Below are 20,719 nucleotides of genomic sequence, written 5' to 3' on the forward strand. Positions count from 1 at the left end.
CCGGACACCCATGTTGCTGGATCAGCGCACAAACTTCGCTATAGCGCGCCCCGCGGGACCGCCACGACGCGGCGCTTGCGCGTTCTTCCCGGAGTATCTCCATGCAACCGAATACCGCGCTCAGCGCCTTCGGATTCACCGATCTGGAATCGTCGCTCTATACGGAGTTGCTGCGCCAGGCGCCCGCCACCGGCTATCGCTTGTCGCAACGCGTCGGCAAGGCGCCCGCCAACGTCTATCAGGCGTTGAAGGTGATGGAGCAGAAGGGGGTGCTCCTCTCCAGCAACAGCAGCGATCCCGTCACCTATACGCCGATCCCGCCCGCCGAGCTGTTCGCCTCGCTCAAGCGCGATTTCGACCGGCGACATAGCGAGGCATTCAAGTCGCTGAGCGCGGTCTATCAGCCGACCCGCGCCGAGGAGTTCTTCCAGCTCCGCTCGGTCGCGCACGTCATCGAACGCGCCCGCGCGATGATCGCCGAGGCGCGCGAGATCGTGCTGTTCGATCTGTTCCCGGCGGTGTTCGACCTGTTCGCCGAGGAACTGGACGCGGCACGCGCGCGCGGCGTGACGGTGGCGGGGATCGCCTATCGCGAGGAACATGCCGGCCCGACCGTGCCGTTCAATCGCGAGGCGGCGGCGTTCGTCGGGGAAGGCTGGCCGGGCGTGGGCGTGTTGGTGGTCGCCGATGGCGCGCAGCAGTTGATGGCACAGCTCTCGCTCGACATGGAGCATGTGCTCAATGGCTTGTGGAGCGACAGCATCTTCCAGAGCTGCTTCCTGCATTCCTACGTCGCCGCGCACATCCGGCTGGTGGCGTTCCGCGCGGACCCGTCCGATCCCTTGCGCGACCTGTCGCTGCAACAGGCGCAGCCGCCGGGGTTGCAGATGCTGATGGCGCAGCGCGACACCTGATCGTTCCGTCATCCCGGACGTGATCCGGGATCCCGCTTCTTTTCCGCGAGGCCAGGAGAAAGCGGGGCCCCGGATCAGGTCCGGGGTGACGGTGGAAATCGGCTTTGGGGTGGCATCGCCACCATCCTCGGCTAGGCAAGCGCTCGATCACCACGGAGGACTCGACGGGACATGGCGAAGGCAGCATCGGCGCTCGACTATCGCGAGCTGGCGCGACGGCGGCTGCCACGGTTCCTGTTCGAATATATCGACGGCGGCAGCTATGCCGAGACGACGCTGCGCCGCAACGTCGACGACCTCGCCGAGATCGCGCTGCGGCAGCGCGTGCTGACCGACGTCTCGACGCTCGACCTGAGCACCGAATTGTTCGGGCGGCGGCAGGCATTGCCGGTCGCGCTCGCGCCGATCGGGCTGGCGGGGATGAACGCGCGGCGCGGCGAGGTGCAGGCGGCGCGCGCCGCGAACAAGGCCGGCGTGCCGTTCTGCCTGTCGACCGTCTCGGCCTGCCCGATCGGCGAGGTCGCGGCGCAGACCGACGCGCCCTTCTGGTTCCAGCTCTACATGATCCGCGACCGCGCGTTCATGAAGGACCTGCTCGCGCAGGCGCGCGCGGCGGGGTGCAGCGCGCTGATCTTCACCGTCGACATGCCGGTACCGGGCTCGCGCTACCGCGACTATCGCAGCGGGCTGGCGGGCGCGCCGGGGCTGGCGGGGGCGCTGCGGCGGACGTGGCAGTCGGTGCTGCGGCCGCACTGGGCGTGGGACGTCGGGGTGCGCGGGCGTCCGCACCAGCTCGGCAACGTCGCGCCGGTGCTGGGCCGCAACACCGGGCTGGAGGATTTCTTCGCCTGGATGCGCAACAATTTCGATCCGACCGTTTCGTGGCGCGATCTGGAGTTCATCCGCGAGAGCTGGGACGGCCCGCTCGTCATCAAGGGCATTCTCGATCGCGAGGACGCGCTGGCCGCCGCCGAACTGGGTGCAGACGGGATCGTGGTGTCGAACCATGGCGGGCGACAGCTGGACGGCGTGCCCTCGACCGCGCGCGCCTTGCCGGCGATCGCCGAGGCGGTGCGCGACCGGATGACGGTGCTGGCCGATGGCGGGGTGCGCTCGGGGCTGGACGTGGTGCGGATGCTGGCGCTGGGCGCACACGGCGTGCTGCTCGGGCGCGCGTGGGTCTATGCGCTGGCGGCGCGCGGCGAGGCGGGGGTCAGCCACATGCTTCAACTGGTCGATGCCGAGATGCGCGTCGCGATGGCGCTGACCAGCTGCACCAGCATCGATCGCATCACCGGCGACGCGCTGGTTCGGTAACGCTGCCGCAGTGACGGCCCGGACGGCTCAGTGCAGCAGTTCGTCGCGCACCCGAATCGCGCGACTCGACAGCCGCACCTCGATCATGAACGCCACGAAGGCGGCGATCAGCAGCGACATGGCGAGGATGAAGCTGATCGCGACATACGGGCCGATATGGCTGTGCGTCAGCGCGCCGACGAACAGCAAGGCGACGACGATGCATGTCGCCACCGCGCTGGCCACCGCGAGGAACAGCGCGAAGTTGATGACGCTCATCCGCTTGGCAAGGCGGCGCAATTCCCACACGAGCCGCGCGCGCTCGTCGATGCCGATCTGCGGGTGGCGTTCCTCCAGCACCCGCACGCGGTCGATCACGCGCGACAGCCGGCCGGTGAGCACGTTGAGCAACGCGCCGATGCCGGTCAGCACGAAGACCGGGCTGAGCGAGGCCTGGATCGCCTCGGCGATGGTGGGCAGGGCAGGGGCATACGGCATTGCGGCATGTTGTGGCCTGTCGTGGCGCGATCGACAACGCTGGATGACAAATTGTTACGCTGCCGGCCGGATCGTTGAAGCGGCGCGGCGCGTACGTATCTCGGGATACGGTCACCGGGCAGCATGGTCCGGGGCCGACGCAAGGAGAAACGCCATGATCGTCTCGATCGTCGCCGGGCTGCTGCTCGGCACCCCCATCGCCCCCGTCCCTGCCGACGCGGCGCACCGCGTGCAGCTGGACCATCGCGGGCAACAGGTCGACGTGACGTACCGCAGCGCGGTCGACGTCACGCACAAGCAGGTCGGCGCGGTCGGCGCGCCCGGCCGCCCGAGCGCGCTGCGCTGCGCCTGGACCGCCTCGGTCGACGTCCACCGCGAGGCGCGCCACGCCGCCGGGCATGTGATGGCGCGCACGATCAGTGCGGAGGCACCGCTGACCGGCAGCCGGCCGGGCTGGTGCGCGACGCAGCGCCACGCGATCGCGCAGGACGTCGCGGCGCGCAGCGGCAAGGTCCGCGACCATCTGCTCGCGGTCGCCGCGCGCGATCAGGATGCGCTGGTCGCCGAACTCGACGCCGCGCACGACCGGGTCCGCGGCTGAGGTGCGGATGATGCGTTATGTGATCGCCGCCATGCTCTCGGGCGTGGCGGCGCTGCCCGCCGCGGCGCAGGTGCAGGCCGGCGTCGAACTCGCCACCGACGAGCGCCGCCGCGGGATCAGCTGGAGCGAGGGCAAGGCGGCGCCGTCGGCCTATGCGCGGATCGACCTGCCCGCCGGCTTCGACCTCGGCGCGCGCGTGCTCGCCACGCGCGGTGATGCGCGCCACGACGGCGCGGACGGGGTGATCGAGCCGACGCTCGGCTATTCGCGCGACCTCGCCGGCTTCCGCCTCGATGCGTTCGCGACCGGGCATTTCTTCACCGGCGCGCGCGAGGCGATGGACTATGGCGAACTGGGCGCGGGGCTCAATTACTCGCTCGGCCCGGCGCAGGCCGGGGTCGAGGCGCGCTACGCCCCGTCGCAGAGCGCGATCGGCGGCGACAATCTCTATCTCGGCGTGCGCGGGCGCGTCGGCATCCCGGCGACGCCGTGGACGGTGACCGCCAGCGCCGGACGCTCGTCGGGCAGCGTCGACGACGCGATCCGCGCGGCGCGGCTGCGCCCGGACGGGACCTACCACGACTGGTCGCTGGGCGTGCAGCATATCACCGGGCCGCTGACCGTGGCGCTGGAATATACCGGCACCGACATCCGTGGCGGACCGGACCTGTCGCGCTTCGCGGTGCGCGAACATGCCGGCGACCGTCTGGCGGCGCGGATCTCGCTGGGCATCTGAACCCACCGTCGCCCCTGCGAAGGCAGGGGCCCATGTCTGTGGCCTCCATCGGAGCATCTGACACACGGACGACACTCATGTGTCAGATACTCCGCACCACGCCACAGACATAGGCCCCTGCCTCCGCAGGGGCGACGGTCTTCGAAACCCCTTGAGCCCCCGCTGACGTTGACGTAAACGGTAGCCAACATATCGCATCGAGAGGGTTACCGATGACCGACGTCGTGATTGCGGGCTACGCCCGGTCGCCGTTCCACTTGGCGGGCAAGGGCGCGCTGGCGCGGGTCCGTCCCGACGACCTCGCCGCGCAGACGATCCGCGGGCTGATCGAGAAGACCGGCGTCGACCCGTCGCTGATCGAGGACATTGTGCTCGGCTGCGCCTTCCCGGAGGGCGAGCAGGGGCTGAACGTCGCGCGGATGATCGGCCTGCTCGCCGATCTGCCGCTGTCGGTCGGCGGCATGACCGTCAACCGCTTCTGCGGCTCGTCGATGAGCGCGATCCATATCGCGATGGGCCAGATCGCGGTCGGCGCGGGCGAGGCCTATATCTGCGCCGGGCTGGAATCGATGAGCCGCGTGCCGATGGGCGGCTACAACCCGCTCCCCAACCCGGAACTCGCCGCCAAGAGCGCGGGCGCGTACATGGGCATGGGTCAGACCGCCGAAAACGTCGCGCAAAAATACCAGATCACCCGCACCGAGCAGGAAGCCTTCGCGGTGAAGAGCCAACAGAAGGCCGCCGCGGCGCGCGAGGACGGCCGCCTGTCCGACGAGATCGTCGCGATCAAGACGAAGGCCGGCGCGGTCGATCAGGACGGCACGCTCCGCCCCGACACCACCCCCGAGGCGCTCGCCGGGCTCAAGCCGGCGTTCTCTCAGGACGGTTCGGTGACCGCCGGCACCTCCTCGCCGCTCACCGACGGCGCCAGCGCGGTGCTCGTCACCTCGGAGGCGTTCGCCAAGCAGCACAACCTGCCGATCCTCGCCAGGATCAAGGCGATCAGCGTCTCGGGCTGCGATCCCGAGACGATGGGGCTCGGCCCGATCGGCGCGTCGAAGAAGGCGCTGGAGCGCGCCGGCATCTCGTCGAACGACCTCGACATCGTCGAGATCAACGAGGCGTTCGCGAGTCAGGCGATCGCCTGCATCCGCGACCTCGGGCTCAAGGAAGAGACGATCAACCTCGACGGCGGCGCGATCGCGATCGGTCACCCGCTGGGGGCGACCGGCGCGCGGATCGTCGGCAAGGCCGCCGCTTTGCTCGCGCGCGAGGGCAAGCGCTATGCGCTCGCCACGCAGTGCATCGGCGGCGGGCAGGGCATCGCCACCGTGCTGGAGCGCGTGTGATGAGCGAGCCGATCAAGAAAGTCTGCGTGATCGGCGCAGGCGTGATGGGCGCGGGGATCGCCGCGCAGGTCGCCAATGCCGGTGTGCCGGTGCTGCTGCTCGACATTCCTGCCAAGCAGGGCGACGATCGCGACGCGGTCGCCAAGGGCGCGGTCGCGAAGATGCTCAAGACCGAGCCCGCACCGTTCATGTCGAAGGCAGCGGCGAAGCTGGTCGAAACCGGCAACATCGACGATCATCTGTCGCGGGTCGCCGAATGCGACTGGATCGTCGAGGCGATCGTCGAGCGGCTCGACATCAAGCAATCGCTCTACGCGAAGCTGGAGCAGCTCAAGCGTCCGGGCACCGCGGTATCGTCGAACACCTCGACGATCCCGCTCGAACGGCTGGTCGAGGGCCGCAGCGAGCAGTTCCGCCGCGACTTCCTCATCACGCACTTCTTCAACCCGCCGCGCTACATGCGGCTGGTCGAGATCGTCCGCGGCACCGCCACCGACGCCGGCACCGCGGAGAAGGTCGAGGCTTTCGTCGACCGCTTCATGGGCAAGCGCATCGTCCGCGCCAAGGACACGCCGGGCTTCATCGCCAACCGGATCGGCACCTATTGGCTAGCGGTCGCGGTCAATGCCGCGATCGATCAGGGGCTGACCGTCGAGGAAGCCGACCAGATCGGCGGGCGCCCGATGGGCGTGCCGAAGACCGGCATCTTCGCGCTGATCGACCTCGTCGGCGTCGACCTGATGCCGCTGCTCGCCAAAAGCCTGTCGGACACGCTGCCGCAGGGCGATCCCTATTTCGCGACCGTCCGCCCGCTGCCGCTGGTCGACCGGATGATCGCGGAGGGCTTCACCGGCCGCAAGGGCAAGGGCGGCTTCTACCGGCTCGACAAGGGTGCCGATGGCAAGCGCACCAAGCTGGCGATCGACCTGACCACTGGCGACTACCGCCCCGAAGCCAAGCCCGAGGCGCTGCCCGCCGCCGCCGAGAAGGACCTCGCTGCGCTGGTGACTGTCCCCGGCAAGGTCGGTGATTATGCGTGGACGATCCTCGGCAACGTGCTGAGCTATGCCGCGATGCTGGTCGGCGAGGCCGCTGACGATGTCGTCGCGATCGATGACGCGATGAAGCTCGGCTATAACTGGAAGTTCGGCCCGTTCGAGCTGATCGACCGGCTGGGGCCGGGCAAGCTCGCCGAGCGGCTGCGCGCCGAGGGCCGCGCCGTGCCCGGGATCCTCGACACCGCCGGGGACCGCCCCTTCTACCGCGTCGAGGGCGGGGTGCGGCAATATCTCGGCAGCGATGGCGACTATCATGACGTGCCGCGCGCCGAAGGCGTGGTGCTGCTCGAGGACATCAAGCGCCGCTCGCAGCCGGTGGCGAAAAGCGCGTCGGCCGCGCTGTGGGACATCGGCGACGGCGTGCTGTGTCTCGAATTCACCGCCAAGATGAACGCGCTCGACGGCGAGGTCGCCAGCCTGATCCAGCAGGCGATCCCGCTGGTGCAGGAGCGGTACAAGGCGCTGGTGATCTATAACGAGGGCAGCAACTTCTCGGCCGGCGCCAATCTCGGGCTCGCGCTCTTCGCGGTGAAGGCCGGGGCATGGGGCGAGATCGAGAAGCTGATCGTCGGCGGGCAGCAGGCGTTCAAGGCGCTGAAATATGCGCCGTTCCCGGTGGTCAGCGCCCCGGCCGGCATGGCGCTCGGCGGCGGGTGCGAGGTGCTGCTCCACTCCGACGCAGTGCAGGCGCATGCCGAGAGCTATATCGGGCTGGTCGAGGCCGGGGTCGGGCTGGTGCCGGGCTGGGGCGGGCATGGCGAACTGCTCGATCGGCTCGCGAAGTCGAAGGGGATGCCGCGCGGGCCGATGCCCGCCGTCATGAAGGCGTTCGAGCTGATCTCGACCGCGCAGGTCTCGCGCTCGGCTGGGCAGGCCAAGGAGATGGCGTTCCTGCGCCCCTCCGACGGCATCACGATGAACCGCGACCGGCTGCTCGCCGACGCCAAGGCGAAGGCGCTGGCGCTGGTCGACGGCTACACCCCGCCCGAACCGCCGACCTTTCGCCTGCCGGGTGCCAGCGGGCGCACCGGGCTGGCCGGCGCGGTCGCCGACTTCCGCCGCAAGGGCGTCGCCACCGCCTATGACGAGGTCGTCGCCGGGCGGCTCGCCAACGTGCTGACCGGCGGCGAAGCCGATCTGGTCGACACCGTCACCGAGCAGCAATTGCTTGACCTGGAGCGCGCCGCGTTCATGGAGAGCGCGCATGACGAACGCACCCATGCGCGCGTCGAAAGCATGTTGATGACCGGCAAACCGTTGCGCAATTGACGCAGCCTCTCCCCGTCGGCCCGGGCGGGGGAGGAAGTTCATCCTGCGTTCAACGACACGGGACGCAGGAACACCGGGCCCAGACACAAAAAGACATGAGGATCGCCATGAACACCCGTCACCGCATCATCGCCTCGCTGGCCGTGCTCGCCGGTTCGTCCGCGCTGGCCGGCGCCGCGCACGCGCAGGCCTTCTACCTTCAGGAGCAGGCCGCACGTGGCGCGGGCCGTGCCTTCTCGGGCGAGGCCGCCGACACGGGCGCGGCGTCCTTGTGGTGGAACCCGGCGGCGATCGCCGGGATCGAGCGTGCGGAGGCGACCGTCAGCGCGTCGGTGATCCTCCCCAAGGGTGACGTGGTCGACAAGGGCACTGTGATCGGTCGGCCGGGCGGCACGCTCGCGCCGGTCGGGGGCTCGTCCTCGTCGCGCGATCCGATCAACAACGGTGTGTTGCCCTCGGGCGCGGTCGCGATCCCGCTGGGTGACCGGCTCGCGGTCGGCCTGGCGGTGACCTCGCCGTACAGTTTCACAACCGACTATGACAACAACAGCTGGGCTCGCTACAGCGCCGACCGCACCTATCTGCGCACGTTCGACATCCAGCCGTCGGTCGCTGTCGCGGTCACCGACTGGTTGCGCGTCGGCGGTGCCGCCAACATCGAGCATACCGAAGCCAGCCTGACGAACGCGCTGCCCAACCTGTCGGCATCGCTTCCCGACGGCAGCCAGAAGCTGGCCGGCGGCGGCTGGGACGTGGGCTGGACCGCCGGCTTCCAGATGCACAACGACTGGGCGACCGTCGGCGTCAGCTACAAGTCGGCGATCAAGCACAATCTCAAGGGCGACCTGACCGTCAGCGGGCTGCTGGGGCCGCTCGCCGGGCAGAACCGCACGCTGAACGATGTCGAGGCGACCTTCTACACGCCGGCGCAGATCATGGTCGGCGGCCGCTTCCGCGCCACCGACAAGCTGACGCTCAACGCGCAGACGATCCGCTATACCTGGGAGAAGTTCGACGCGATCCGCCTCGGCGCGCCGCTCAACGCCGCACTGCCGGAAAACTATCGCAGCATCTGGAGCTACGCCGCGGGCATCGACTATGCCGTGTCGCCGCGCCTGACGCTGCGCGGCGGTGCGCAGCGCACGCTGACCCCGACCCGCGACGGCGAGCGCGATGCGCGCGTGCCCGACGCAAACCGCTGGAATTACGCGGTCGGTGCGTCGTTCGACGTCACGCCGCACTTCTCGCTGGATGCCGCGGCCAATTACGTCGACTTCGAGGATGCGACGATCGACCGCACAACCGCTGCCTATGCCGGCAGCGCGGTGCAGACGCCGATCCTCGTCAACGGCCGGCTTGAGGACGCCCGCGCGATCGTCCTCTCGCTCGGCGGCCGCGTCCGCTTCTGATCACCACACCGTCGCCCCGGACTTGATCCGGGGCCCCGCTTCTCTTTGAATTACAAAGACGTAAACCTGATCCGTCATTGCGAGCGAAGCGAAGCAATCCAGGGCGTCCTGGTCCGGCCCTGGATTGCTTCGCTTCGCTCGCAATGACGAACGGCTTGCGCAAAACGCTTGTCATCATGATCGATCGAAAGAAGGAAGCGGGGTCCCGGCTCAGGGCCGGGACGACGGCTATGTCCTACACCGTCCAACAACCGCTACCGTAAGAGCCCCCGCGCACACCCCGGCGCCACAGCAGCGCTTCAACCACCCGTTCTGCGCCACCTTCGCCAACATCCGCGCGCTCACGCCTCGGCCATCTCGCGCACCAGTTCGCCCGCGCGTTCCAGCCGGGCGAACGGATCGTCGATCCGCTCGCGCAGCAGGAAGCGCCGTTCCTTCTGCTCCAGCCCGAACGCCGCCGCGTCGATCGCAGTACCGTTGTGCGGCTCCAGCGCCACCGCCGCCGGTCCCGCACTGACCTTGGCGATCCCCGCCGCCCGCGCATCGACACGCAGCCGCGCGGTCGCCAGCAGGGTACGCGCTTCGTCGGGAAGCGCGCCGAACCGGTCCTCCAGTTCCTCCTCCAGCGCGTCGAGCGCCGCCGCCTCGGTGATCCGCGCCAGCCGCGCATAGATCGTCACGCGCAATTCCTCGTCGGGGATCCACGTCTCGGGCAGCCGCCCCTCGACGCCGAGGTGCAGTTCCGGGGTCCAGCGCTCGACCTCCTCGCCGCGCGCACGACGCAGCGCACCTTCGAGCAATTGCTGGTAAAGATCGATCCCGATCAGCTTCATATGTCCCGCCTGCGTCTCACCGAGCAGGTCGCCGGCACCGCGCATGTCGAGGTCGCGCGCGCTGATCGCGAAGCCGGCACCCAGCCGGTCGAAAGCCTCCAGCGTCCGCAGCCGCTTGAGCGTCCGAGGAGCGATCGCGTGGTCGGGATCGGTGAACAGCAGCACCTGCCCGCGCCGGCTGCCGCGCCCGACCCGTCCGCGCAGCTGGTGGAGCTGCGACAGGCCAAAGCGGTCGGCGTGCGCGATCACCATCGTATTGGCGCGCGGCACGTCGAGCCCGGCCTCGATGATGTTGGTGGCGAGCAGCACGTCGCCCTCGCCACGCCCGAACCGTACCATCGCCGCGTCGAGATCGTCGGCGGGCAATTTTCCGTGCGCCTCGATCACCTCGAGATCGGGGACCAGCTTGGCGAGCTGTTCGGCGAGCGGGGCCATGTCGGCGATCCGCGGCACCACGACAAAGCTCTGCCCACCGCGGCTTTTCTCGCGCAGCAGCGCGGCGCGCAGCGTCTCGGGGTTGAAGCTGCCGACCGCGGTGCGGATCGGCTGGCGGCGCGCCGGCGGGGTGGCGATGATCGACAATTGCTGCAGCCCGACCAGCGCGGACTGCAGCGTGCGCGGGATCGGCGTCGCCGACAGCGTCAGCACGTGCCCGGCGGACAGCGCGCGCAGCTTGTCCTTGTCGGCCGCGCCGAAGCGCTGCTCCTCGTCGATGACGACCAGCGCGAGATCCTTGTAGGTCACGCCCTTGCCCGCGACCGCCCCGGTACCGACGACAATCCGGATCGTGCCGTCGGCGAGGCCGGCCCTGACCCGCTTCTTCTCGGCAGCGCTCGACAGTCGCGACAGCCCGGCGACTTCGATGCCGCTGCCCTCGAAGCGCGCGGTGAAGGTGTCGAGGTGCTGGCGCGCCAGCACGGTGGTCGGCGCGGCGATCGCGACCTGCTTGCCCGCGAGCGCAGCGAGCGCGGCGGCGCGCAACGCGACCTCGGTCTTGCCGTAACCGACGTCGCCGATCACCAGCCGGTCCATCGGGCGCCCGGCGGCAAGGTCGGCGCGCACCGCGGCGATCGCCTTGGCCTGATCGGCGGTCTCGGTGAAGGCGAAGCCGGCCGCGAACCGCTCGTAGGCGGCGGGATCGGGGTCGAGCACCGGCGCATCGCGCGCGGCGCGTTCCTCCGCCAGCGCGGTCAGGTCGCGCGCGCTCTGCGCAATCGCGGCATCGATCTCGCCGCGCCGCTTCTGCCAGCTCGATCCGTCGAGCCGATCGAGCGTCACCGCATCCGCCTCCGCGCCGTAGCGCCAGATGCGATCGGCCTCGCCCACGGGCACCAGCCGCACGCCGTCCTGCGCATAGGTGAGTTTGATGGCGTCGCCGCCGTCATCGGGCAGCTGCTCCAGCCCGGCGACCACACCGATCCCGTGATCCTCATGGACGACGACATCGCCGATGCGGATCTCGCCGAGGTCGAGCAGCGCGGGGTCGGTCGGCGCCCCGGCGAGTTGCTCGCGTTCGGCGCGGCTGCCGAGCAGGTCGGCGGCGGCGACCGCGAGAACGCCCTTGCGCCGGAAGCCGCGATCGGCCGCCCATGCGAGCGTCAGCAACGCACCACGCTTCGCCTTGGCGACCTTGGCCCATGCGTCGACCGCGACAGGCTCGTCGCCGAGCGCCTTGGCGATCCGTGCGCGCAGGAACCGCAGGTCGCGCGCGCTGCCGAGCAGCACGACGCGGTCACCCGCCTGGCGCGCCTCCTTCGCCAGTCTGGCAAAGGCGCGCAGCGGTGCCTTGTGTTCGGCGAAGCGCGGCGGCGGCTCGCCTTCGCGCGCCAGCGTCCGTCGCTCGCGCGCGGCAAGCGCCTTCTCCCACGCTGCGTCGTCGATCACGTCGCGCGCGGCGCGTTTCGGCGCGCGTCGGGTCGCGTCGGCGACGAGCGTCAGGAAGCGACGACGGCGATCGTCGGCGGCCTCGTCGATGACGACCGTCGCGCCCGGCAGATGGTCGAGCAAGGTGGTGCGATCATGGCCGGGGGCGGGCTCGGCGACGCGGCCGAGTTCGCGCTCCGCGACATCGTCGATCGAGCGCTGATCGGCGGGATCGTAGCAGCGCAGCGCGGCCACCTTGCCGTCGGCGACCTCGACGCGCAGCGGCAGCGCCGCATCTGCCGGGAAGACATCAAGCACCTGACCGCGCAGCGCAACCTCGCCGGGCTCGTCGACGCGCTCGTCACTGATATAGCCGAGTTCCTCGAGTTCAGCAAAGAGCGCCGCTAGGTCCAGCGTCGCGCCATGCCTGATGGTCGGCGGCACCGAGTCGAACGCGGCGGGCGACGGATAGGCGCGCGCCAGTGCCTCGCCGGTGGTGACGAGCGCGATCCGCGGCGGCCGCTTCTCCGCGCCAAGCCGGCGGGCGCGACGCAACGCCGAGACGCGCTGCCCGACGTTGGCGGGGGAGGGGGGCGCATCCTCGCCGGGCAATGCGTCGCTGCCGGGACAGAACAGCACCGCCGCGTCGGGCATCGCGGCCTCCAGCGCCAGCGCCACCGCGGCGGCGCGAACATCGTCGGCGAGCGCGACGATCAAATTCTCCTTCGCGAGCAGTTCGGCGAGCATCGCAGCCTGTTCGGCGACGGAGGGCGGGGCGGCCGGATCGACGGCGGGCATTAGCGGGAAGCGTCCATACGCCCTACGAACGGGCCGTGACCCTTTGCCGTTCCGGGGTCATTCACTTGCTTCAGATTAGCGATGGATCGCCATGGGTCAGCGCTGGTTCAGTCAGCGCGTGTCAGGAGACTATCCATGAAGAAAATGATCGTCGCCGCGGCGCTGGTCGCCGCCCTTGCCGCCCCTGCCCAGGCCGCGCGGTCCAGCCCCGATGCCGATCTCGCCCGACTGCTCAAGGGGCGGGTGGCGGAGGCGCCCGTGCGCTGCATCCCGCTCAGCCCCACCGACAACAATTCGGTGCAGATCATCTCGCAGCGCGCGCTCGCATGGCGGATCGGCTCGCGGATCTACGTCAACGTGCCGCAGGCGCGCGCCGAGACGCTGGACGACGATGACATCCTGATTTCCGAGCCGTTCGGCGGGCAATTGTGCCGCAACGATCAGGTGCGACCGCTGAACCGCGGATCGCGCATTCCGAAGGCGTCGCTGCTGCTCGGCAACTTCACCCCCTATGTGCGCAGCGCTTCCAAATAGGCGCTGCGCCAGGCCGACTTAGGCAGCGCGGCGGAGGTCGGTGTCGTTGGCGGCTTCGGTGCGCGCACGGGCCTGGTTGCGATATTGGGCGATCAAATAGACGAGGTAGAGCATCACGGCCTCACAAAATGCTGGTTTGCTGCGACGCAGCGTGTGCCAGCCATTTGGTGAAGGAAACGTGATGCAGCAATTGCAACCTGCGCGATCATGGGTGCGTGGCGCGCAACCGTTCAGCGCTTGCGGGTCAGCTCGCGCATTGCCTCATCCAGCCCGTCAAGCGTCAGTGGATACATGCGCCCGCCCATCAGCTCCCGGATCATGCCAACCGAAGCGGTATAGTCCCAATGCGCTTCCGGTAAGGGATTGAGCCACGCCGCGGCTGGGTATGTGGCAGTGAGCCGCTGCATCCACACCGCGCCGGGTTCGTCGTTCATATGCTCGACCGACCCTCCGGGCTGGGTGATCTCATACGGGCTCATCGACGCGTCGCCGACCAGCACCAGTTTGTGATCGTGACCGAAACGGTGAAGCACGTCCCATAACGGCGTGCGCTCCTGAAAGCGGCGGCGGTTGTCCTTCCACACGCCCTCATACGGGCAATTGTGGAAGTAGAAGAATTCGAGGTGGCGGAACTCGGCCGTGGCGGCCGAGAACAGGTCCTCGCACAGCCGGATGTACGGGTCCATCGACCCGCCGACGTCGAGGAAGAGCAACAGCTTGACCACGTTGCGCCGTTCGGGGCGCATCGCGACATCCAGCCAGCCGCGCCGCGCGGTGCCGGCGATCGTCGCGTCGATGTCCAGCTCGTCGGCCGCGCCCTCCCGTGCGAAGCGGCGCAGACGCCGCAGCGCGACCTTGATGTTGCGTGTGCCGAGTTCCCGGCTGTTGTCGAGATCGCAGAATTCACGCTGTTCCCAGACCTTGATCGCGCGACGGTGGCGCGACTCGCCGCCGATCCGCACCCCGGCGGGATTGTAACCGCCATTGCCGAACGGGCTGGTGCCGCCGGTGCCGATCCATTTCGACCCGCCCTGATGCCGGGCGTGCTGCTCCTCCAGCCGCTGGCGGAGCGTGTCCATGATCTCGTCCCACGAGCCGAGCGCGGCGATCTTCGCCATCTCCTCCGGACTCAGATAGCGTTCGGCGATCGCCTTCAGCCATTCGTCGGGGATCGCCGCACCGGCGTCGGCGAAGCTCGTCTCCAGTCCGTTGAACACTTGCGCGAACACGCGGTCGAAGCGGTCGTACAGTCCTTCGTCCTTGACGTAGATCGCGCGCGACAGATGGTAGAATTCCTCCGGGCTGCGCTCGATCACCTCGGCCTGCAACGCCTCGAGCAGCAGCAGATGCTCCTTCATCCCCGCCGGAATGCCGGCAGCGCGCAGCTGGTCGAGGAACGCGAGGAACATTAGCCGCGCGTATTCCGACGCGCCATGAACGCCAGCCGCTCGAACAGCATCACGTCCTGCTCGTTCTTGAGCAGCGCGCCGTGCAGCGGCGGGATCGCCTTGGTTGGATCGCGGTTCTGGAGCACGTCGAGCGGCATATCCTCGTGGAGCAGCAGCTTGAGCCAGTCGAGCAACTCGCTGGTCGAGGGCTTCTTCTTCAGGCCGGGCACCTCGCGAACCTCGTAGAAGATGTCGAGCGCGCGGCCGACCAGCAGCTTCTGGATGCCGGGGAAGTGCACGTCGACGATCGCCTGCATCGTCTCGCGATCGGGGAAGCGGATATAGTGGAAGAAGCAGCGGCGCAGGAACGCGTCGGGCAGTTCCTTTTCGTTGTTCGAGGTGATGACGACGATCGGGCGCTGCGCGGCGCGTACCGTCTCGCCGGTTTCGTAGACGTGGAACTCCATCCGATCGAGTTCCTTCAACAGGTCGTTCGGGAATTCGATATCGGCCTTGTCGATCTCGTCGATCAGCAGCACCGGCGGGGTGGGGCGGGTGAACGCCTCCCACAATTTGCCGCGGCGGATGTAATTGGCGATGTCGTGGACGCGCGGGTCGCCCAATTGCCCGTCACGCAGCCGCGCGACCGCGTCATATTCGTAGAGACCCTGTTGCGCCTTGGTGGTGGACTTGACGTTCCACTCGATCAGCTCGGCACCCACGGCGCGGGCGATCTCCTGCGCGAGCACGGTCTTGCCGGTGCCCGGCTCGCCCTTGACCAGCAGCGGCCGGCGCAGCGCCACCGCGGCGTTGACCGCAACTTTCAAATCGTCGGTCGCAACATAATCCTGCGTGCCCTCGAAGCGCTGCATCGCTCAACCCGTCCCTCATCGAAGATCGGGTATGGGATAGCGGGCCGAACCAAGCCCGTGCAAGAACCAGACCTTACATGGCGTGACGCGCGGTGGCGCGGGCCTCCAGCAATTGCCACAGCCCGCGATGCTGTGCGAGCATCTGCTGCGCCCCGAACGCCATGGCGCGTTCGACCGATGCCGTCGCTTCGATCGCGCGGAGCAGGGCGATCGCCTGCGTTGCCGCCGGTTCGAACGACTCCCCAACCGGCAGCGCCATCCGGCGTGCGCCGCTGTCGAGGACGCCGCGCACTGCGGCCCAATCGAGGACGAACGCGATCGCGGTGCCGGTCGCGCAGCCTGCACGATCGGAGCGAGCCAGCATCTCAAGGGCGTTGCGCTGCCCAAGGATCGCTGCCTGCGACGCGGCCTGGCCGGGCGTCGACGGCAACGGGCCGACTGCGGCGGTCAGGCGGACCAGCAGCGCGCGCTCCCCGCTGACCGCGGCCGCGGCCTGCGCGAGCCAGTCACGCGCGAACGGATCGGTGCAGCCGTTGCTGGCGTGGTCGACGATTCCGGGAAAGGCGCCGTGGATGATACACAGCGCGTGGACCGCGTCGGCGATGTCGCGCAGCGTTGCGGTCGTTTCCATCAGCGCGCGCGCATGCGGCGCGGCGGCGGTGCCGTCGCTGGCGACCATCGCAAGGATCGTCCCGGCGCAGCCCTGAGGCCGCTTGTCGATGGCGATGGTCACGCATTCCTCCGCTCGGTGGCGCTCACCGGCCAGTAGCGGCACGGCGATCGGCGGTGACCGTAGCGCGGGGACGTAAAGGCGCGGTTTACGGCGGAGGCGGCGAGCGATGCCGCGCGACCATTGTCGACCCGGCCTGCCACTCGGATCGATCCATGGAGAGCGGGACAGGCCCCGCTCTCCGGTTCAGCTTATTGGTCGAGGAAGCTGCGCATCTTGCGGCTGCGCGACGGGTGCTTCAGCTTGCGCAGCGCCTTGGCCTCGATCTGGCGAATACGCTCGCGCGTCACGCTGAACTGCTGGCCGACCTCTTCCAGCGTGTGATCGGTGTTCATCCCGATCCCAAAGCGCATCCGCAGCACGCGCTCCTCACGCGGGGTGAGGCTGGCGAGGACGCGGGTGACGGTCTCCTTGAGGTTCGCCTGGATCGCGGCGTCGACCGGGATCACCGCATTCTTGTCCTCGATGAAGTCGCCGAGGTGCGAGTCCTCCTCGTCGCCGATCGGCGTTTCGAGGGAGATCGGCTCCTTGGCGATTTTCATCACCTTGCGGACCTTCTCCAGCGGCATCGAGAGGCGCTCGGCCATCTCTTCCGGGGTCGGTTCGCGGCCCTGCTCATGCAGGAACTGGCGGCTGGTGCGGACCAGTTTGTTGATCGTCTCGATCATATGGACCGGGATGCGGATCGTGCGCGCCTGATCCGCGATCGAGCGCGTGATCGCCTGCCGGATCCACCAGGTGGCATAGGTCGAGAACTTGTAACCGCGGCGGTACTCGAACTTGTCGACCGCCTTCATCAGCCCGATGTTCCCCTCCTGGATCAGATCCAGGAACTGCAACCCGCGGTTGGTGTACTTCTTGGCGATCGAGATCACGAGCCGCAGGTTCGCCTCGACCATCTCCTTCTTGGCGATGCGCGCTTCGCGCTCCGCCTTCTGGACCATGTTGACGATGCGGCGGAACTCGCTGAGCGCCATGCCGGTCTGCTGCGAAATCTCGCTGATCTCGGTGCGGATGCGATCGACAGCCGCGACCTCATTGGTCGCGAACGCCGTCCACTTCTTGTCGAGCCCGGTCACCGAAGCGAGGAAGCCCTCGTCCAGCTCATGCCCCATGTACCGCTCGAGGAAATCCTTGCGGTTCACCTTGTGGCGCTCGGCCAGCCGCAGCATCTGCCCGCCCAGCGTCGTCAGCCGGCGGTTGTAGCTGTAGAGCTGGTCGACCAGATATTCGATCTTGGTCTGGTGGAACTGGACGCTCTCGACCTCGGCGGTCAGGTCCTCGCGCAGCTTCTGATACTTGCGCTCTTCGGCGGCCGACAGCTCGATGCCGTTGCTCATCGCCTCCAGCCGGCTCTCCTGCATCTTGGAGAACTTGCGATAGATGGCGGTGATGTTGGCGAACTTCTCCAGCGCCTGCGGCTTGAGCGTTTCCTCCATCTGCGCGAGGCTGAGGGTGTTGTCCTCCTCTTCCTCGTCGGAGGGACGCGGCGCACGGCGCTCGGTCATGTCGTCATCGTCGTCGGCGGGCGCTTCCTCGGGCTCGTCCTCTTCCTTGAACTGCGGCCCGGCGTTCGAGGCGCTGATCTCGCCCGAATCGTCCTCGGCGCCCTCGACCTGCTCGGCCGACGGACCCTTGGAGAGCATCGCGTCGAGATCGACGATCTCGCGCAGCTGCATCGTGCCTTCGTTGAGCGCGGTCGACCAGTCGATGATCGCGTTGAAGGTGATCGGGCTTTCGCACAGCCCGAGGATCATCGTGTCGCGGCCGGCCTCGATGCGCTTGGCGATCGCGATCTCGCCCTCGCGCGACAGCAGCTCGACCGCTCCCATCTCGCGCAGGTACATGCGGACGGGATCGTCGGTGCGATCGACCGTCTCCTTCTTCTTTTCGACCGCGGGGGCAGAGCCGTCGGACTCGCCGTCGACCGCTTCCTGCTCCTCGTCGTCGGCGCGCTCCTCGCTCTCGCCGTCCTCGCCCTGTTCCTCGTTCTCGACGATGTTGACGCCCATTTCATTGAGCGCCGACATCACGTCCTCGAGCTGATCGGAGGACATCTGATCCTGCGGGAGCGCTTCGTTGAGCTGGTCGTAGGTGATGTAGCCGCGCTTCTTGGCGCGGGCGATCAGCTTCTTGATGTTCGCGTCGTTCAGGTCGATCAGCGGAGCATCGGCCACTTCCGCGCCTTCGTCAGCACCGCCACCGTTCATCTTCGCCATCAATCGTCCTCGGGTCCAAGCGCGCGGGCGTCTTCGTTTGCTTGCACCAGATTTGCAAGTCGCTCGTCGAGCGCACGCTGTTCGTTCACCAATGCCACCTGTCGTTCGAACGCCTCGGCGGTGAAATGCGTCTGCATCGCCGAGGTCGCCTCCGCGAGCGCCGCATCCACCTCCGGCCGCGCGATCAGCACCGCGATCGCCTCATCGAGGTCCTCGCGCGCCTGCTTTTCGTCGCCACCGGCGCGGGTGAACGAATAGGGCATCGTATCGGCTCTCAGAAGATCATGGGCGATCGCCTCGAAACCGGATCGCGCCAATATGGTGACGAGCCCGCCGCTATCAAGCGGCGCGGCGCGGCGGTCCTCCAGCGCGACGTCGACGACCGCCTCGAACAGCCGCCCGAGCGCGCCATCGGCGAGCTTGAGGCTGCCGAGCACCTCCATGTGCCGCGCGATCTCCGCGGGGTGGCGGATCAGCCCGGCGAGCACCGCCTTGGCGAGCACGCGGTCGATATTGCCGGCGGCGCCGACCTTCTTGGCGTCCTCGGTGACGGGCGGCGGGGGCGGCGACCATTTCTGGCCGGGCTTGCGCTGCCCCATCGGGTAGAAAGGCTGCCGCTGCTGGAACGGCTGCCGCTGGCGCGCGAAGCGCTCGTCGAAGCGGTTGCGAAACTCGGCCTTGTACTCGGCCTTCACCGACGGGTCGGCGATCGTCTCGGCGAGATCGTTCAGTCGCTTCTTCAGCCCGGCGCGCTGCTCGGGCGTGTCGAGCGGTTCGGCGGCGAGTTCGTGCTTCCACAGCCGATCGACCAGCGGCTCCGCATCGCGCACCAGCGCCTCGAACCCCTGTGCGCCCTTGGCGCGCATCAGGTCGTCGGGGTCCTGCCCCTCCGGGAGCGTCGCGAAGCCGAGGCTGCGGCCGGGCGCGAGTAGCGGCAGCGCGCGGTGCAGGGCGCGGATCGCGGCCTTCTGCCCGGGCTTGTCGCCGTCGAAGCACAACATTGGCACGTCGACCACGCGCCACAACCGCTCGAGCTGCTGCTCGGTCAGCGCCGTGCCGAGCGGGGCGACGGTCTCGCTGATCCCGCCCTGCGCGAGCGCGATCGCGTCCATATAGCCCTCGACCACGAACAGCCGTGCGGTCTTGCGCGCGGCAGGCAAGGCGCGATCGAGATTGTAGAGTGTACGGCCCTTGTCGAAGAGCGGGGTGTCGGGCGAATTGAGATATTTCGGCTCGCCCTCGCCGATGATCCGCCCACCGAACGCAATCACGCGCCCGCGCGGATCGCGGATCGGGATCATCAGCCGACCGCGGAACCGGTCATAGGGCTCCTTGCCTTCGACCTGGATCAGCAACCCGGCCTCGACGAGCATGTCGTCGCCGAAGTCCTTGAGCGCGGTGCGCAGCCGGCCGCGCGCGTCGGGGGCATAGCCGAAGCCGAACGCCTTGCGGGTCGCGTCCTTGATCCCGCGCCGGTCCAGCAGCGCGCGCGCTTCCGCGCCGTCGATCCCGCCGAGTTGCTGCGTGAACCAGTCGGCGGCGGCCTGCATCACGTCGTGGAGCGACTTCGCCTTTTCGGCGCGCTGCGCGGCGCGCGTGTCGGGGGCGGGGACCTCCATCCCGGCTGCGGCGGCGAGTTCCTTCACCGCGTCCATGAACGGCAGGCCCTGATGATCGGTCAGCCAGCGGATCGCATCGCCGTGCGCCGAGCAGCCGAAGCAGTGGTAAAAGCCCTTGTCGTCGTTGACGTAGAAGCTGGGAGTCTTTTCGTTGTGGAACGGGCAGCAGCCCTTCGACTCGCGGCCGGCGCGGGTGAGCTTCACCGTCTTGCCGACGAGCGCGGTCAGCGAGGTGCGGGCGCGAAGCTCATCAAGGAAGGCAGGGGTGAGGCTCATGCGCAAGCTCCGGCGGACGCGGGCAGGTCAGTCGCGCTTTCCGCTCCAACTTCCGTTCGTCCTGAGCTTGTCGAAGGACGTGCCCCGGACGACGCGGCCAATTGCGAAATCCTCGCCCAATCACCCGCGATCAGCGCTTCCTTCTTCGCTCGCGACCAGCCCTTGATACGCCGCTCGCTTTCCAGCGCCTCGATCCGGGTCGGGAACTCCTGCGACCAGACAAGTGCCACCGGAAGTCGCCGCGCGGTGTAGTCGCCGCCGCGCCCCGCCTGATGCGAACCGATGCGACTCGGCAGGTTGTCCGTATGGCCGGCATAATAGCTGCCGTCTCCGCATCGCAGAAGATATGCCCAGAACACCATCGCCTGCGCCTGCCACATCAAGGCGTTCAGGTCGAGATGTTGCCTTTCGGGGCACGTGCTTCGACAGGCTCAGCACGAACGGGGAGGAGCGTTGT

At 68.5% G+C, this 20,719-nt stretch carries 16 protein-coding genes; 8 read left to right on the plus strand and 8 right to left on the minus strand.

Going from position 1 to position 20,719, the window contains the following annotated elements; genetic code table 11:
• The first annotated feature begins 101 nt into the window (after positions 1–101).
• On the plus strand, positions 102–914 hold the full coding sequence (locus PGN16_RS01180; RefSeq protein WP_335307570.1) for a TrmB family transcriptional regulator: 813 nt from the start codon (positions 102–104) through the stop codon (positions 912–914).
• A gap of 171 nt (positions 915–1,085) precedes the next feature.
• Positions 1,086–2,231: an FMN-dependent L-lactate dehydrogenase LldD gene (lldD, locus tag PGN16_RS01185; protein ID WP_335307571.1), complete on the plus strand. Its 1,146-nt coding sequence runs from the start codon at positions 1,086–1,088 to the stop codon at positions 2,229–2,231.
• 27 nt (positions 2,232–2,258) lie between these two features.
• Here the strand turns inward: lldD and PGN16_RS01190 are convergent, their stop codons facing one another.
• Complete coding sequence (locus PGN16_RS01190; RefSeq protein WP_335307572.1) at positions 2,259–2,708, minus strand: DUF2721 domain-containing protein; 450 nt, start codon at positions 2,706–2,708, stop codon at positions 2,259–2,261.
• A 154-nt stretch (positions 2,709–2,862) separates the two neighbouring features.
• Here PGN16_RS01190 and PGN16_RS01195 point away from each other — a divergent pair, with 154 nt between their 5' ends.
• From PGN16_RS01195 to PGN16_RS01215, 5 genes are all read left to right on the plus strand, one after another.
• The gene (locus PGN16_RS01195) at positions 2,863–3,309 is read left to right on the plus strand and encodes a hypothetical protein (RefSeq protein ID WP_335307573.1); all 447 of its coding nucleotides are present in this window, start codon (positions 2,863–2,865) and stop codon (positions 3,307–3,309) included.
• A gap of 10 nt (positions 3,310–3,319) precedes the next feature.
• Positions 3,320–4,045, plus strand: a complete 726-nt coding sequence (locus PGN16_RS01200; RefSeq protein WP_335307574.1) for a TorF family putative porin — start codon at positions 3,320–3,322, stop codon at positions 4,043–4,045.
• Between the two features lie 212 nt (positions 4,046–4,257).
• On the plus strand, positions 4,258–5,394 hold the full coding sequence (locus PGN16_RS01205; RefSeq protein WP_335307575.1) for a thiolase family protein: 1,137 nt from the start codon (positions 4,258–4,260) through the stop codon (positions 5,392–5,394).
• Positions 5,394–7,721 carry a 3-hydroxyacyl-CoA dehydrogenase/enoyl-CoA hydratase family protein gene (locus PGN16_RS01210; protein ID WP_335307576.1) on the plus strand — a complete coding sequence of 776 codons (2,328 nt, stop codon included), beginning with the start codon at positions 5,394–5,396 and terminating at the stop codon, positions 7,719–7,721. The genes PGN16_RS01205 and PGN16_RS01210 overlap by 1 nt, the downstream gene beginning before the upstream one ends.
• 107 nt (positions 7,722–7,828) lie before the next feature.
• A complete protein-coding gene (locus PGN16_RS01215; protein ID WP_335307577.1) occupies positions 7,829–9,130 on the plus strand; it encodes an OmpP1/FadL family transporter in 1,302 nt (433 codons plus the stop codon).
• Positions 9,131–9,471: 341 nt separating this feature from the next.
• Here PGN16_RS01215 and PGN16_RS01220 read toward each other — a convergent pair whose 3' ends face one another.
• Positions 9,472–12,624, minus strand: coding sequence for a TRCF domain-containing protein (locus PGN16_RS01220; protein WP_335307578.1), 3,153 nt, complete (start codon positions 12,622–12,624; stop codon positions 9,472–9,474).
• Positions 12,625–12,759: 135 nt separating this feature from the next.
• On the opposite strand from PGN16_RS01220, the gene PGN16_RS01225 reads away from it, so the two are divergent.
• Positions 12,760–13,158, plus strand: coding sequence for a hypothetical protein (locus PGN16_RS01225; protein ID WP_335307579.1), 399 nt, complete (start codon positions 12,760–12,762; stop codon positions 13,156–13,158).
• 230 nt (positions 13,159–13,388) lie between these two features.
• On the opposite strand, the gene PGN16_RS01230 is transcribed toward PGN16_RS01225, so the two are convergent.
• The 6 genes from PGN16_RS01230 to PGN16_RS01255 form a co-directional block, all read right to left on the minus strand.
• Positions 13,389–14,567 carry a vWA domain-containing protein gene (locus PGN16_RS01230; RefSeq protein ID WP_335307580.1) on the minus strand — a complete coding sequence of 393 codons (1,179 nt, stop codon included), beginning with the start codon at positions 14,565–14,567 and terminating at the stop codon, positions 13,389–13,391.
• Positions 14,567–15,418 (minus strand): AAA family ATPase, encoded by an 852-nt coding sequence (locus tag PGN16_RS01235; protein WP_335307581.1) that lies wholly within the window; start codon positions 15,416–15,418, stop codon positions 14,567–14,569. The genes PGN16_RS01230 and PGN16_RS01235 overlap by 1 nt, the downstream gene beginning before the upstream one ends.
• 73 nt (positions 15,419–15,491) lie before the next feature.
• The gene (locus tag PGN16_RS01240; protein WP_335307582.1) at positions 15,492–16,151 is read right to left on the minus strand and encodes a DUF6975 family protein; all 660 of its coding nucleotides are present in this window, start codon (positions 16,149–16,151) and stop codon (positions 15,492–15,494) included.
• A gap of 188 nt (positions 16,152–16,339) precedes the next feature.
• A complete protein-coding gene (gene rpoD / locus PGN16_RS01245; protein WP_335307583.1) occupies positions 16,340–18,367 on the minus strand; it encodes an RNA polymerase sigma factor RpoD in 2,028 nt (675 codons plus the stop codon).
• Positions 18,367–20,262: a DNA primase gene (dnaG, locus tag PGN16_RS01250; protein WP_335307584.1), complete on the minus strand. Its 1,896-nt coding sequence runs from the start codon at positions 20,260–20,262 to the stop codon at positions 18,367–18,369. The genes rpoD and dnaG overlap by 1 nt, the downstream gene beginning before the upstream one ends.
• Positions 20,259–20,624: a GIY-YIG nuclease family protein gene (locus PGN16_RS01255; protein WP_335307585.1), complete on the minus strand. Its 366-nt coding sequence runs from the start codon at positions 20,622–20,624 to the stop codon at positions 20,259–20,261. Before PGN16_RS01255 ends, dnaG begins: the two co-directional genes overlap by 4 nt.
• Positions 20,625–20,719: the final 95 nt, after the last annotated feature.

It is taken from the genome of Sphingomonas phyllosphaerae (genome assembly GCF_036946485.1).
GTDB lineage: Bacteria > Pseudomonadota > Alphaproteobacteria > Sphingomonadales > Sphingomonadaceae > Sphingomonas > Sphingomonas phyllosphaerae_E.